This window comes from Polyangiaceae bacterium (assembly GCA_020633205.1).
Classification (GTDB): Bacteria; Myxococcota_A; Polyangia; order Polyangiales; family Polyangiaceae; genus JAHBVY01.
Map to the genome: position 1 here is coordinate 1 of JACKEB010000022.1, position 14,252 is coordinate 14,252.

Here is a 14,252-nt window from a genome sequence, read left to right on the forward strand (position 1 = left end):
GGCGCCATCATGGCCGTACCGGCTCATGACCAGCGCGACTTCGAGTTTGCCAAGGCGTTCGACCTGCCCATCGTCAAGGTCGTCTCGCACCCGGACGACCCAGAAGAGCTCAGCGCCGCGACGCCGGAGTACGGCACCGCGATCAACTCCGGACAGTTCGACGGTCAGCCCACCGCGGAGATGAAGAAGAACATCGTCGCCTGGCTCGCGGAGCAGGGCCTCGGTACGGCGAAGGTGAACTTCAAGCTGCGCGACTGGGTGTTCAGCCGGCAGCGCTACTGGGGCGAACCGATCCCGGTTTACTTCCCTGTGGAAACGCAAGGCGATCCACGCAAGGGTGACGCCTTCGAAATCGACTACAAAACGCCGATCGCCGTGGAGGAGAGCGAGCTGCCGCTGCGCCTGCCGGATCTGGACGACTACCACCCGGGCGACCCCCAGGGGCCACTGGTCAAGGCACTCGAGTGGCGCTTCTTCCAGAAGGACGGCAAGTGGTTCGCTCGCGAGACGAACACCATGCCTCAGTGGGCTGGCTCGTGCTGGTACTACCTGCGCTACCTAGATCCGCACAACGAAGAGGAGATCTTCAGTCAGCAGGCCTACGACGACTGGATGCCCGTGGACCTGTACGTGGGCGGCGCGGAGCACGCGGTGTTGCACCTCTTGTACGCGCGCTTCTGGCACAAGGTGCTGTTCGACTGCGGTGTCGTCAAGCACGCGGAACCATTCCAGAAATTGGTTCACCAGGGGATGATCCTGGGGCAGGCGTTCCGCTGGTACGCCGTGCTGGATGGCGACGGCAAGCTGGTGCAGGCGCTGGCTGGCACTGATTCGCGTGTGGAAAAAGATGCTGAGTCCGGTGAGCTGTCCTTCGACGGCAAGCCGGTGGAAGAGCGCTGGGTGACTCCGGCCGACGTGAAGTCCGCCGGCGGCAAGCCGATGCACCCGGAGCACGGCGTGGAGCTCGCGCTGGTCACCGAGAAGATGGCCAAGAGTCGCGGCAACGTGGTCAACCCAGACGTCGTGGTCGAAGAGCACGGTGCGGACTCCCTGCGCGCTTACGAGATGTTCATGGGGCCTCTCGAGCAGGTGAAGCCGTGGCAAACGAGCGGCATCCAAGGGGTGCGTCGCTGGCTCGACCGCGTGTATGCCCTGGGTGAGCGTGAGGTCGTCGACGCCGAGATGGAGCTCGAGACGGCGAAGCTCGTGCATCGGACGGTGAAGAAGCTCGGGGAGGACATCGATGCCCTGCGTCTGAACACGGCGGTCAGCGCGATGATGATCCTGACGAATCACCTGACAGGGCTCACTGTGCTGCCGCGCGCGGCTCTGGAGCGTCTGGTGCTGATTCTGAGCCCCTTTGCCCCACACTTGAGCGAGGAGCTGTGGGAGAAGCTGGGCCATCAGCCGAGCGTCGCCAACGTTGCCTGGCCGGAGTTCGACCCCGCCTTGTGCGAGGACGACGAGGTCGAGATCGCGGTGCAGGTGCTGGGCAAGGTGCGAGGTCGCGTGATGCTGCCGAAGGACGCGTCCGAAGACGACGCTCGCGCCGCCGCGCTCGCAGACGAACACGTGCAACGTTCCATCGCGGGCAAGCCGGTGAAGAAGCTGATCTACCGCCCCGGCAAGATCATCAACTTCATCATCTGAGCAGATGCGCACGCTGCCTGGGCTCGTTTTGGAGGGGAGCTGCACACCCGGGCAGCGTTTGCGTGCGGAAACCGAGGTTGCCTACATGGCCGCACCTGAGCAGGCGTCGCTGAGCCTTTGCGACGCTGAAAAGATGCGCCGATGTGGATAGGTTGTTGTTTCCCGTGAAACCTTGGACGCGTCGCCAGTCTCTCTTCTCCCTTGGTCTGCTGGGCTTTTCGCCGCTCGTCGGTTCGGGGGCGAGCGGCCTTTTTGGTTGTGGATATTCGCCTGTGTTGAGCGGCCAGCAGGGCGGGTTGGATGTTGGAGGCGAAGCCCCGCTGGTACCTGAACCTTTGGTCCTGCGCGCGGTGCTACGCGGCGCTCGCGATCGCCTGGCTGAGCTCGGTGCGTTCGAGGCGAGGGGGGCGACGATGCTGATGATTCAGGTGCTGCGTCTGGACGAGTTCGGGGCGGCTCCTCGCGCGTCGGCCGGGCTGCCGAAAGGACGTTCGGAGGAGCTCGTGCTCAGGGCGCGCGGGGAGGTGCGCGAGGCGGGAGATCTGGTCTTCGAGCGTGAGCTCAGCCGGCGGACCTTGGTGGCGGCGAGCGCTGGCCTCGATCTGGATCGAGATGCTGCGTTGATCCGCCTGGGCAGGGACGTGGGGCGCGCACTGGCTTCGGCGGCGCTTGGGCTGGCGACGCCCACCGAAGGCTGAGACAGGGCGTTCGCGCCACCCGGGAAGCTGAGCTCAGGGCCCACGACGTGACCTTGGCAGCGACAATCGGTCGCAGGTTGGTGGCTAGCTGACGGAACCGTCCCCGGCTTGCTACCGCATCGCTGAGGCTGTGTTACGGTTTCGCCGCCATGATCACCATCGGCTGCGCAGGCTTCGCGGTTCCGGCGACCCGCTACTTCAAGGAGTACCTCTTCGTGGAGGTGCAAGAGACGGCGATTCACACGCCCGGGCCGGGTACGATCCGGCGCTGGCGCCGCGAGGCGCCCGAAGGCTTCGAGTTCGCCCTGCTAGGCCCGCGTCAGGTTGGTCAGGAGGGGTTCCGTTCCGGCAAGGTCATCGAGACCGCTCTGGAGACTTTGGAAGAGGTCGCCGAGGAGCTGGACGCCAAGACGGCGGTCTTCGTGGCCCCGCCAGATTTCGGACCCAATCGCGCCAACAAGGCCGCACTCAAGGAGTTCTTGGAGTGGGTGAAGGGGCGCCGCTTCGACCGCATCGTGTTCGAGGTGGGTGAGGGCTGGAAGGCTGAAGAAGCCGACGCCATCGCTGAGGAGACACAGACCTCGCTGCGCGGGATCCGCTGCAGCATGGGGCCTCGAAGCGTCCCCATGCGTACTACCGGATGCCCGGTCCGGCAGGCTACAAGTCCCGCTACGAGGATCCAGCGATCGAGCGCCTAGCAGAGATCGCCCGCGACGCGGACCACGCCGAGGCCACCTACGTCTTCGCCAACGTGGACACGTTCTGCAGACGCCAAGCGCTTCAAGAAGCAGCTCGGCCTGTAGAAGCTGACGAGGGCGGTTTTTGGGGAGGTCGCGGGAAGGCGCTGGACTCCTGCACGTGCGCTCTGTCGCGCTTCGCGCCGATGTCCGGCGCACAACGCGCAACGCGCGCCTTCGGGCGCGCGTCGCGATATCGAACCTGCTCACTTCAGGGGTGAAGTCCAAGCAATGCGTGCTGCAGTTGGTGTTCATGCACGCGTACAGGTCGTCGGTCGCCGTCGCCTGAACCCGCCGCAGTCTGGGGTGATGCAGGCAGGCGCCTCGTTCACGATCTGGTCGTAGGTCTTGGTGTTGTTCGGGTCAGCGGTCGCCGCCTGGATCTTGCTGATCTGCAGAAGATCTCGCCTTCCTCGTCGCCGTTCGGGCCGCCCCAACCGCAGGGGTTCCCCGGGTTGGTTGCCGTGCATGCGTTGTACTCTGCACAGCAGCTGGTCTTGACGCAGGCCTCACAGGAGTTGTCGCTGTTTGGGTCCAGTCCGCTGCAGTCACCGGGCGTGTCCATCGGACGCTCGCCCACATCGGGATCACACAGGTAGGCGCCACCGGTGCCAGCTGTCCCGCCGGTGCCAGCGGTGCCAGCAGTGCCGGCCGTTCCGCCGGTTCCACCCGTGGCGCCGGTTCCGCCCGTGGCGCCGGTTCCGCCGCTGCCGCTCGAGCCGCTGCTGCCAGCGTTACCACTGCTGCCAGCGTTGCCGCCGGTGTTGTCGTCGTCACCGCTGGTGACCACACAGCCTGACGCAAACAGCGTCGCCGCAAAGCCCAAGATCGCGATCTTATTCCAAGTCATGTTCATGTGCGTGTACTCCCTTGATCCCGTTCGGTGGCGTCCACCGCCGTATCAGTCAGTTGGAAAAGGTGCCGGGGCACCGGGTTCATTCGCGCAAAACCGTCTCTGCTTGGGCCGAGCACCGCGAGCCGGATGCTTCTAGACCGAGGCCGCCACACGAATACAGCGACTTCGAATCGATTACGGTACCCCAGCCCTCTAAATTCCCAACAGTCCCCGCCTGCCAGTGGCGGAACACCTTGCCCGATATCATCACCCTCGGTTGAGGCTTGCTGCAAGCTTACACCGAGGCGCTCGGATGGACGAGCGCGGTGGGGCGCTTATTCGCCCGCGTCTGCATAGACGAACTCGAGGCACGTTGGCCTACGGGCAGGGCGGGCGTTTCCGCGGGTGATCAGCCTCCGCCGTGGCGGCCACGCCGGTGCTTGCGGTGGATGTCAGGTGATGTGGGACTCGCCGTGTGTTCAGGCAGCGGGTTTCGCCGCGGACTTCCGGCGGACGAAAACCAGGGCGGCCATGACCAGCGTGGCGAGCCACCACGGCAGCTCGCCCAGAACGCGAAACACCGTGCCACCGTCCAGCCACGCGATCTGCGCCGCGGCGGTTTGCTGCTTGAAGGTCTCGGTGTGCGCCACGACGCGGCCAACGGGGTCCACGATCGCGCTCACCCCACTGTTGGTGCTGCGCACGAAGAAGCGCCGTTGCTCGATGGCTCTGAGCTTGCTCAGCGCCAGATGGATCCAAGGCTCCGTCGTGTCGCCAAACCACGCGTCGTTCGTGATGTTCACCAAGAGCTGGGCATCCCCGCTCTTCATGATCGAGTTCACGAAGCTCGGGATGATGTCTTCATAGCAAATGAACACCGCGAGCTGGTGCTCACCAAACGGGACTGGCTTCGCCTCCGTGCCTGGAGTGAAGCGTCCTGAGTGGGGCGACATCTCGTACAGCTTGGGAAAGGTCTCTCCGAACGGCAGGTACTCGCCAAAGGCCAGCAGGTAGTGCTTGTTGAAGCGACCGACGACTTTGCGCCCCGTGGCTGGGTCACTGACCATCGCCGAGTTGAACAGCACGTAGCCCCGCGCGTCATCCACCCGGCGCACCAAGATAGCGCCGAAGACCGCTGGCGCGCCGATCTGAGGCAACACGTTGCGCTCGTAGTAGGTCGCGGCGTTCCGCTCATCCATCGCGCGAGCAACCGCGGTTTCGGGCCACACCACCAAATCGAGCGGGCCTTCTTTGCGGATCAGCTCCTGGCTCAGCCGCACGTGTCGGCGCAGGCCGCCCTCCTTGTCTTCGCGTTTGGCGATCAGGCTCATATTGGCCTGAACCACACCCACCTTCGCCTTGGGGGCTGCGGCGACCGCTGCGTCGACCTGAGAGATGCGCAGGGCACCATACCCTGCGGAAACAAGCGGAAGCGCTACCAAGACTCCCACCAGTCGCCAGTTGACCTGACGTTGGTCGAGCTTCGCGAAGACCAGCTCGCTCAGCGCCCAGTTCGGGGCGACGAGCATCAAGCCGACCAGGATCGGCCCGCCGAGCTCCGCGAGCTGGAGCAGCGCCGGCACCTGGTGCACCGTGGCCGCGTAGTACCAGGGAAACAGCAGCGGGAAGGTCAGCTCGCTGGCAGCGAACGCTAGGCAAAAGACCGGCCCTGCGGGCCACCCACGGTGGGTAGCCCGTCCATACAGCCAGCCCATGAAGCCGATGCGCCCGCCCTGATAGCCACACAAGATGCTCATGAAGAGCAGGCACAGCGGGGTTCCGAAGCCGCTGAAGGTCTTCAGCATGTCGATGAGCCAGTAGAACCCGGTCATCGTCATGGTGAAGCCAGCCATCCAGCCGAGCCCCATCGCACGCCGGGTCGGCTGATTGCGCATCGCGATGATCAGCGGCGCGAGCCCGACGAAGGCGAGGGGCCACAGATCGATCCCGGGAAACGCCAGGAAGTACAAAAAGCCGGACAGGATGGCCAAGGGGTACGCCACCTTGGCCGGGAGCGCGGGGCCAAGGGTTGCGGGCGGCGGCTTGGCCTGCGTTTCGCTGGCCGTGTGCGCTTCGCTGGCCGCTTCGCCTTGCTCGGGTGTTGAGTCGGTCTTGCGCTTCTTGCGTTTCTTTGCGGAAATGCCCTTGGCCTGCTTGGGCGGCGTCGCATCGTCCGCGGGCGCCGTCTGCGGAGCTGGTTCGGAAGAAGCCGCAGCTTCCTCTTCGACGGGCGGCGCCTCCGCAGTGGGCGCCGCCTCGCTGGGGGCGTCCTCGGTGAGGTCCGGGCTGGAGTCTCGTTCGTCGCTCACTTGAGTGCCTTCTTCACCTTGGCGACCACGTCAGCCAGCTTGAATGGCTTGGTGATGTAGTGCTTGGCGCCCACTTGGATGCCGCGGATCTGGTCCTGTGCGTCGCCCTTGGCCGTGAGGAACATGAGCGGCAGGCGCGCGAGGCCGGGCAGCAACCGCAGCCGCTCCGCGAGCCCGAAGCCGTCGATTCCGGGCATCATCACGTCCAGCATCGCGAGATCGGGCGGGTTCTTCGCGGCCATCGCGAGGGCCGCGCCAGCGTTGAGGGCGACGTCGATGTCGAACTCACCCATCAGCGCGCGGCCAAGCAGGCGCGCGATGTCTGGATCGTCATCCACGATCAAGATGCGACGCTTTCGAGCCCCGGTTCCCAGCATCGGGAGCTCCGACTACTTGTCGCGCTTGATGACGTGGAAACCGAAGCCGGTCTCCACAGGGGCCTTGGTCACTTCACCTGGCTTGAGCGCGAACGCGGCGTCAGCGAAAGGCTTTACCATCTGGCCCTTGCTGAAATCTCCAAGCGAGCCGCCGCGAGGAGCAGAAGGCCCGTCGCTGTTCTTCTTCGCTAGCTCAGCGAAGTCTGCGCCGGGCTTGGAAGCCTCCTTCGCTAACTTTTCGGCCTCGGCCTTGGCTTGCTCTTTGGTGCGCGTCACCGTGGGGTTCGCGCGCTGGGCGCCTTTGTAGGCGATGAGGATATGAGACGCGGTGATGCGCTCTTCCGCTGGTGCTGCCAGCGGCTGCGGCTCGGCGGGCTTCGGAGCAGGCGTGGGCGCTGGAGCAGCGGCCTTCACCGTCTGCGGGCTGGGCCGGTCGTTCGAGTCGATTTGGGGAGCGGTGAGGTTGCTGCAACCCGCGCACAGCACCAAGCAAAGCAATAGCGACTTGTTCATGGCTCTCTGACAGAGGGCGATAGCAGTAGCGCGCAGCGTTGCAAACACCAGAAGCGCCCGCAGCCCCGGATCCCGCGCGAGAGTAGGGTTTGCGCTCGATCTGCCTGACCAGAGAGCGACCAGCGGCGCCCGGCTCCGAGCGGTTGGGGAGGAAACGGTGCTTGCTGAGGCACCGCGGTTGCGGGCGCGTGTGTTGCCCGAGTCGCAACTGCGCGGGTGCGGTGCGCCAGCTTGGACGGGCTCGAACGGCTGCCGTGTGGTGCGTGGAGGCATGCCTCACCCCCAAATCTCGATGCGACGGCAGGCGTGCCTTCGGATACGCGTTGGCAGGGCGTTGTGAGGCTCGGGGCGGTTCCGCGGAGAAAAGAACCTGCCGCGGCGCGTCGACCGATGAAGGCGAACGACTGCTTGCCCAAGCGTTTTCGTTGGCGGTGTTTGAGCTGATGCCGCTGTAAACTGGAAGCATCAACGGAATGGCGAAGCCGAGCGAGTGGGCGCGCTTGCGCTTGCAACTCGCAACCTAGAAAGATGCGCGTGCTCCGGGAGTCTGCACTCCCGCTGTCTGCCCCTCACAAGAAAGCGAGCGAGCCACCGTGCGGAAGATCCTGCACATCGAGGACGATCCAGCGAATCGACTGCTGGTTAGGAAGCTGCTCAAACCAGCCGGGTTCGAGGTGGTCGAAGCCGAGGACGGCATGGAGGGGCTGCGCAAGGCGCGCGAGGAGCATCCCGATCTGATCCTGGTCGACATCGCCATTCCCGGCATGGACGGCTACGAGGTCACGCTGCGCTTGCGTGCAGAAGAGGCGCTAAAGCAAGTGCCGATCGTCGCCATCACCGCCGAGGGAAACCGCGACACGAGCCTCGCTGTTGGCGCGAACGGCTTCCTCCAGAAGCCCATCGACGCCCGTAGCTTCGCGGACACGATCGCGGGCTTCTTGGGGGGACATCGAGAGCACAACACGCCGGAGGTGAGCGGCGAACATTTGCGCAAGGAAAGTCAGCGCATTGTCGCGCACCTGGAAGAGAAGGTGGCGGAACTCTCTCAGGCGAACCTGCGCATGGTCGAGCTCGACCGCGCCCGCAAGGAGTTCTATCGCAACATCTCCCATGAGCTTGCGACGCCCATGACCCCGATCGTGGGCTACGTGAGGATGCTGCGCGATCACGAGCTCGGGCCGCTGACGAACACCCAGGAGAAGGCCCTGCGCACCATCGACGAGTGCGTCGCCCGACTGCGTGGCCTGATCGACAACCTGCTGGACGTGACCGGCATCGAGACCGGGCGCCTCCGCTTCATGCATCGGGACTACGACATGAGCGATTTGGTGCGTCGCGTGGCTTCGCGCGCCCAGCACGCGCTGCGTGAGAGGCACCTGGAGCTGCATCACGAGTTACCGCGCGGAAGAATGCCTGGCTGGGGCGATGCGGAGCGCCTCTCGCGAGCCTTTGGGCAGCTGCTCGACAACGCCATCAAGTTCACCCCGGAAGGCGGCCGCATCGGCGTTCGGGTGCAGCGCATCGACGGGGACTACGAGATCTGCGTTGCGGACACCGGGCCTGGAGTGCCGCCGAGCGCCGTCGCGCGGCTTTTCGATCCGTTCTACCAAGTGGACGGCTCACCCACGCGGGCATTCGGCGGGACCGGAGTGGGTCTCGCCATCGTGCGCGGAATCGCGCGGGGCCACGGCGGCGACGTACGTGTCGAGTCGCCCGCGCAACTGAGCCTCGGTGGCGCCGATTTCAACGGTTCGGCGTTTTACCTGCGAGTGCCCGAGCGGGCCCCGCTGCTTGCTGACGAGAGCCACAGCGTGTCGGCCGCGGCGCAGGCCGAGTGATGTGGTAGCAGTGAGAGCTGCGTGACCAGAACGCAGCAAATCTACCTCGATTGGAACGCGACCACGCCGCCCGCGCAGAGCGTGCTGGCGGCGATGGACGCGGCGCGGTCTCACGCCTGGGCGAATCCAAGCAGCGTGCACGGAGCGGGGCGAGCCGCTCGGCGACTGATCGAAGACACCCGAGAGCGCCTTGCTGGGCTACTCGAGCTGCAGGCGAGGGATGTGGTCTTCACCGGAGGTGGCACCGAGGCGAACAACCTCGCACTGGCTCACGCCCCTGGTCTCGCGCTCAGTCGCTTGGAGCATCCTTCCGTGGTGCGGGTGGCCGAAGAGCTGGCCAGTTCCGGTCGTCCGGTGGTGTGGCTGCCGGTCTCGCGTCTGGGCCAAATCGAAGTCGACGCCGTCGGGGAGCTTTGCGGGGCGCTGCCCGCGGGCTCGTGGCTCGCGGCGATGTACGTCAATCACGAAACCGGTGTGGTGCAGCCGCTGGAGGCGCTGGGCGCCGCCGCCCATGCCCTTGGGCTCAAGCTGCACAGCGACGCCGTGCAGGCCTTGGGCAAGCTCGACCTTGGACCCCTGATCCATGCGGATTCAATCAGCGTGGCGGCGCACAAGCTGCGGGGCCCTAAGGGCGTTGGGGCGCTCTGCCTGCGAGCGAACGTCGAAGGGGTCGTGCCGGTGCCGCGTCCGGTGCTGCGGGGCGGCTCCCAGGAGCGCGGTTTCCGCCCCGGCACTCAGGATGCCGTCGCGATTGCAGGCTTCGGTGCGGCGCTCGAGCGCTTAGCGAAGCACCGCGCAGGTTTGGAGGGGGTGAGGGTGCTCCGGGATCGCCTCGAGCAGGCGCTCGCGGGCCGCTCGGAGGTGAGCGGCGAGGGGGCGCCGCGCGCCCCACACGTCAGCAACCTGAGGTTCGCCGGCTGGCGCGGCGACGAGCTGGTCGCAGCGCTGGACCTCGAAGGGATCTGCGCCTCTGCGGGCAGCGCGTGCAGTGCGGGGACCCTCGAACCGAGCCCAGTACTCGCCGCGATGCTGGATCCTGACGCGGCACTGCGCGGCGTGCGCTTCAGCTTGGGCGAGGACACGCGGGCCGAGGACGTAGCGCGGGTGATCGGCGTGCTCAGTCGCTTGGTTCCGAGCGACTGACTCACGCCTGTTCAGTTCAAGCGCTACTTGAAGGTTTGCCGCGAAGATCAGAGCTGACGCGAAGGGCGGATGCGTAAGTCCGCGAAAGCAGATCACTATCTCGAAGCATCAGGCGCGTGGTCGGCAATTCCATTGAATGGAATCGGTCTTGGCGCTTCTGCGCGGCTGTTCAGCGCTTGGGTGCACCACACCCTCAGTCCGCGGGCGCCGCAGAGTTCCGAGCCAGCGAGGCCTGGAACAAGGCGATCCCCGCGGCAACGGAGACGTTGAGCGAGTCGATGTGATGGGGTCTCAGCAGCTTGGCGGTTTGAGTACAGGCGCGACGCACCTGCTTACCCAGGCCTTCGTGCTCCGCCCCAAGGACGAGGACTATCTTCGGTCCGAGGGGCAGTTCCCGCAAAGTTTTTGGGGCGTTGGCGTCGAGGCCGACGACCTCGAAGTCGGCGGCCGCGGCTTGCTGAAGGGCGGTGCTCAGGGAAGGCACGCGCACCAGTTGAGCGTGTTCGATCGCGCCCGCAGACGCGCGGAAGGTTGCCGGGGTGAGCGGTGCCGAGGAACTCTCGGGCCAGAGGATTGGCGCCTCGGCGATCGCCACGGCGCTACGAATGATCGCGCCGAAGTTCTGCGGATCCTGGATGCCGTCGAGGGCGAGGATCAGCTGTTCGGGTGGTGTCAGGACCTGCTCCAGGGAGATCAACTGGAGCTCTGGTGCGAAGCACGCCACGCCCTGGTGGCTCGCGCCGCGCGCCAAGCGGTCGAGATCACCACGACGCACCCGATCCACTTGGATCACGCCCTGGTCGCTCGCGTAGCGGGCGAGCGCCTCCAGGCGCGGGAGCTTGCGGTTGTCGACCATCACCCGAGACAGGCTCTTGCCGTACACGCGGATGGCCTCGCGAACTGGCTGCAGACCCACGACGAGACGTTCGTCGAGACCTGGCGCTGGTTCGGACTTCATTGTGGCTCGCCGCCGAGGGCTTCGGCGACCTCCGTGGCGAGGGCCAGCGCCGCGCTCTGGGGATCTGCGGCGTCGCGCACGGGGCGACCAACGACCAGCAAGCTGGAGCCGTTTTGAATTGCCTCAGTGGGGGTTCCCACGCGCTTCTGATCGCCGACGTCGCTACCCGCGGGGCGGATCCCCGGGGTGACCAGCACCGGCCGCGGCCCGAGTTCACTGCGCAGCTTTGCCACTTCCGCGGGGGAACAAACCAGCCCCCCGACGCCGCACTCGACGGCTAGCTTTCCAAGACGCTCAGCTTGTTCCCCTGGGCTCGCCGAGACCCCCACGCGCTCGAGGTCGCTTTGATCCAAGCTCGTCAGGACGGTCACCGCGAGTAGGCAGAGGCCGCTGTTTTCCTTCGTGGCGCGACTCGCAGCGGCCTCGAGCATGCGCGGCCCGCCCGCCGCGTGCAGCGTCAGGTAGCGCGCTCCGAGGGCGCAGGCGCTCGCTACCGCGCGCTCGACGGTTGCGGGGATGTCGTGGAGCTTGAGGTCGAGGAAAACGTCCATGCCAAGCTCTGCGCCGAGGGTCACGGCGGCAGGGCCCTCAGCGACGAACAGCTCCAGGCCAACCTTGAGCACTCCCATGGAGTCTTTGATGCGCTGGGCGCCGCTGCGGGCTTCTGCGAGCGTGGGGTAGTCGAGTGGGAAGGCCAAGCGCTTGCGTGCGCTGGCCAGTTTCGATGCTTCGAGAGTCATGTGTGGCTTGGCGGGCGCGGATTCTCCGATGGCGAATCGCGTCGCCTGGGTGGGGCGCGCCCTGCCTGTGGCGAGCCTACACCAGTCCCTCAGGCTTGTCCCCAAGCGACCAGCTGGGAGCGAGGCGGGCACGGGCAAGCGTTGCAAGCGGTCGGCGCACAAACGCAAAGCGCCGCGCGATGTCGCGCGGCGCCTTGGCTGTTGCTGACTCGAATCAGAGACAGGAGCAGAGCGGATCGCCAGGGGCGCAGTTACACGGCTTCGGCTTGCTGCCGCCACCGCTGGCGGGCTTGCCGCCGCCAGCAGCACCAACCGCGCCGCGGGCCTTCTTCGTTTCCGCTTGGGCGGCTTCGAGCTGTGCTTTCAGGGCCGCACGCTCGGCGTCGCTCTTCGCGGTCTTGAGCGCGTCCTTCAGCTCGTCTTCCTTCTTCTCTTTGTCGCGAAGGTCCTTGGTTGCCTTGTCCAGCTCGGCCTGGATACGCGCGCGCTCGGCCTCGGCCACGCGCTTCTCTTCGGCGGCCTTCTGGTTGTTGGTGACGATGACGTAGGTCAGTACACCACCACCGATGAACATTGCCGCGAGGATCGACCCGACGGCGATCTTCAGCTTCTTCTTGCCCTTGTCGCGGTTCAGCTCGGCGAGGCGCCGCTCGTGATCCTGCTGAGCTGCGAGGGCCTCCATGCGGGCCTTCTGCTCATGCTCCGCGCGGGAGCGCTCGATCTCGGCCTGCTTGAGGGCCTCGACGCGCGCCTCTTCCTCTCGCCGACGAGCCTCCTCTTGGCGCCGCCGCTCCTCTTCCTCACGAAGACGCATCTCCTCGGCCTCGCGAGCTGCCCGTTCTGCATCCTCACGGGCGCGGCGGGCGTCGTCTTCACGAGCTTTGGCGTCCGCTTCCTCTTTGGCGATGCGATCCTCCTCGAGGCTCATCAGTTCCTTGAGGGAGAAGAGAACCGAGCTTTCCTTCTCTTCGGCCATGGGCGGCTGGACTCCTTAGCTGGGCGCCAATGAGCGGCGCGTGGGTGGTGGGCGGCTCGCACACTGGACACTCGATGTGCCAGGGCGCGACAGGTGACTCCGGGTTCCTTCTTCAGTGCGCTACAGCACCAAACAGGGAAACTTGGGAGGCGGGTTCACTTCGAGAGTGAACCTTAGAGGAGAATGAAGATTTTTGAGTAACAGAATGCTGGTAGCGCGGCGTTTGCACCGCTCGACCGGCGTGAATTCGGCTACTCGCAACGACTGAAATCGACGGCGTTGAGCATACCCCAACGCGATGGGCGAATAGCAATGTCACGCGGGATTCGTCAACGACCGCGCCGCGTCGCTGGCGCAATTCCCCCGCGCAACGGTCACGCAATGCTGGAGCAACGACCTGCAGCAGGCTTTCAGGGTGTCGCCGCGAAGTAGGGCAAGGCCCCACATGGCGGACACTCCGCGTCAGTCGCTGCGTGGGAAGCTTTGAGTGCTTGCTGACGGTGATCGCGGTGTGGGACATGCAGCGAAGAGCCTGTTCAGGCTGGGAACGCTACTAGCCCCGCCTGTACTGCCAGCTAGGACTCACACTCGGGATCCGTCCTTGGGTGAAGTTTTCACCCAGCGTGGCGGATTGTTGCCTGCGCGTCAGGGAGGGGTGTGGGCGCTCGAGTTTTGCGCCTTCGCGCTACCTTTGAGACGAGGAAACGCTGTGTTGATTTGTTCAGCGAATCACAGATTCGCCTCACCAGAGCTCTTGGGGGTGAAAAACCGATTGTCCGGATCGAGGTCAGCTCGTAGCGTTTGTACACATGGCGCGGCGAACACAGGGGCATTCGGTGGAGCCGGGGCGCCCTCGGGCGGCTCGTTCGACGATTTGGGTCGCCTTGGTGACCGGCTTGGCGCTCGCGCCCTTCACGGCCTGTGGCGGACCGCAAGAGGCAGGAGCGCTGGGAGACGAGTGCTTTCGCGCCGATGACTGCGAGTTCGGGCTGGTCTGCGTGGAAGGCCTCTGCTCGAACGATCTGAACGGCATCATCTCCGGCGTCGACGGCCCATCCACGGGTGGTGCTCCAGCCGGCGGTGCAGCCGGGGTGGGCGGTGCAGCTGGTGCTGGGGCGACCGGAGGCGTCGCTACCGGAGGGACTGGCAACGCGGGAGCGGCGGGATCGGCCAACGGTGGGGCGGCCGGCTCGGGAGCGATGGGCGGCAGCGCTGGTAGCGGCAATGCTGGCAGCGGCAACGCGGGCAACGGTGGCAGCGCAGGTACGGGCAACGCGGGCGCCGGGGGGAGTGCCGGTGCGGGCAACGGCGGCAGTGCTGGCAACGGCGGCAGTGCTGGCAGCGGCAACGCCGGCAGCGGCGGTGCCGCTACAGGTGGGAGCAGTACCGGCGGAGCAAGCAGCGGCGGTGCGAGCAGCGGCGGCGCGACCACGGGCGGTACCGGCGGCACCTGACGCGCCTCACCCCCAGATTGTTAC

At 65.9% G+C, this 14,252-nt stretch carries 12 protein-coding genes and 1 pseudogene; 6 read left to right on the plus strand and 7 right to left on the minus strand.

The window, feature by feature from the left end; translation table 11 throughout:
• The 3 genes and pseudogenes from H6718_33625 to H6718_33635 all read left to right on the plus strand — a co-directional run.
• Positions 1 to 1,650: class I tRNA ligase family protein (locus H6718_33625; GenBank protein MCB9590400.1), on the plus strand; the 1,650-nt coding region annotated here is incomplete at its 5' end.
• 275 nt (positions 1,651 to 1,925) lie between these two features.
• The gene (locus tag H6718_33630) at positions 1,926 to 2,348 is read left to right on the plus strand and encodes a hypothetical protein (protein ID MCB9590401.1); all 423 of its coding nucleotides are present in this window, start codon (positions 1,926 to 1,928) and stop codon (positions 2,346 to 2,348) included.
• Positions 2,349 to 2,497: 149 nt separating this feature from the next.
• Positions 2,498 to 3,151, plus strand: a pseudogene (locus H6718_33635) (DUF72 domain-containing protein).
• 262 nt (positions 3,152 to 3,413) lie between these two features.
• On the opposite strand, the gene H6718_33640 reads toward H6718_33635, so the two are convergent.
• From H6718_33640 to H6718_33655, 4 genes are all read right to left on the minus strand, one after another.
• Positions 3,414 to 3,935 (minus strand): hypothetical protein, encoded by a 522-nt coding sequence (locus H6718_33640; GenBank protein MCB9590402.1) that lies wholly within the window; start codon positions 3,933 to 3,935, stop codon positions 3,414 to 3,416.
• A 464-nt stretch (positions 3,936 to 4,399) separates the two neighbouring features.
• On the minus strand, positions 4,400 to 6,229 hold the full coding sequence (gene lnt, locus H6718_33645) for an apolipoprotein N-acyltransferase (GenBank protein MCB9590403.1): 1,830 nt from the start codon (positions 6,227 to 6,229) through the stop codon (positions 4,400 to 4,402).
• A complete protein-coding gene (locus H6718_33650) occupies positions 6,226 to 6,606 on the minus strand; it encodes a response regulator (GenBank protein MCB9590404.1) in 381 nt (126 codons plus the stop codon). Before H6718_33650 ends, lnt begins: the two co-directional genes overlap by 4 nt.
• A gap of 12 nt (positions 6,607 to 6,618) precedes the next feature.
• Complete coding sequence (locus tag H6718_33655) at positions 6,619 to 7,392, minus strand: peptidyl-prolyl cis-trans isomerase (protein ID MCB9590405.1); 774 nt, start codon at positions 7,390 to 7,392, stop codon at positions 6,619 to 6,621.
• A gap of 320 nt (positions 7,393 to 7,712) precedes the next feature.
• Between H6718_33655 and H6718_33660 the strand changes: the two genes are divergently transcribed.
• Both H6718_33660 and H6718_33665 read left to right on the plus strand, forming a co-directional pair.
• Complete coding sequence (locus tag H6718_33660; GenBank protein ID MCB9590406.1) at positions 7,713 to 8,957, plus strand: hybrid sensor histidine kinase/response regulator; 1,245 nt, start codon at positions 7,713 to 7,715, stop codon at positions 8,955 to 8,957.
• Between the two features lie 21 nt (positions 8,958 to 8,978).
• Positions 8,979 to 10,100, plus strand: coding sequence for a cysteine desulfurase (locus tag H6718_33665; GenBank protein ID MCB9590407.1), 1,122 nt, complete (start codon positions 8,979 to 8,981; stop codon positions 10,098 to 10,100).
• 193 nt (positions 10,101 to 10,293) lie between these two features.
• Here the strand turns inward: H6718_33665 and H6718_33670 are convergent, their stop codons facing one another.
• From H6718_33670 to H6718_33680, 3 genes are all read right to left on the minus strand, one after another.
• A complete protein-coding gene (locus H6718_33670) occupies positions 10,294 to 11,058 on the minus strand; it encodes an RNA methyltransferase (protein ID MCB9590408.1) in 765 nt (254 codons plus the stop codon).
• A complete protein-coding gene (pyrF, locus tag H6718_33675) occupies positions 11,055 to 11,798 on the minus strand; it encodes an orotidine-5'-phosphate decarboxylase (protein MCB9590409.1) in 744 nt (247 codons plus the stop codon). The genes H6718_33670 and pyrF overlap by 4 nt, the downstream gene beginning before the upstream one ends.
• A 214-nt stretch (positions 11,799 to 12,012) precedes the next feature.
• Positions 12,013 to 12,774, minus strand: coding sequence for a hypothetical protein (locus H6718_33680; GenBank protein MCB9590410.1), 762 nt, complete (start codon positions 12,772 to 12,774; stop codon positions 12,013 to 12,015).
• Between the two features lie 809 nt (positions 12,775 to 13,583).
• Here H6718_33680 and H6718_33685 point away from each other — a divergent pair.
• Positions 13,584 to 14,228 carry a hypothetical protein gene (locus tag H6718_33685; GenBank protein MCB9590411.1) on the plus strand — a complete coding sequence of 215 codons (645 nt, stop codon included), beginning with the start codon at positions 13,584 to 13,586 and terminating at the stop codon, positions 14,226 to 14,228.
• Positions 14,229 to 14,252 lie beyond the last annotated feature (24 nt).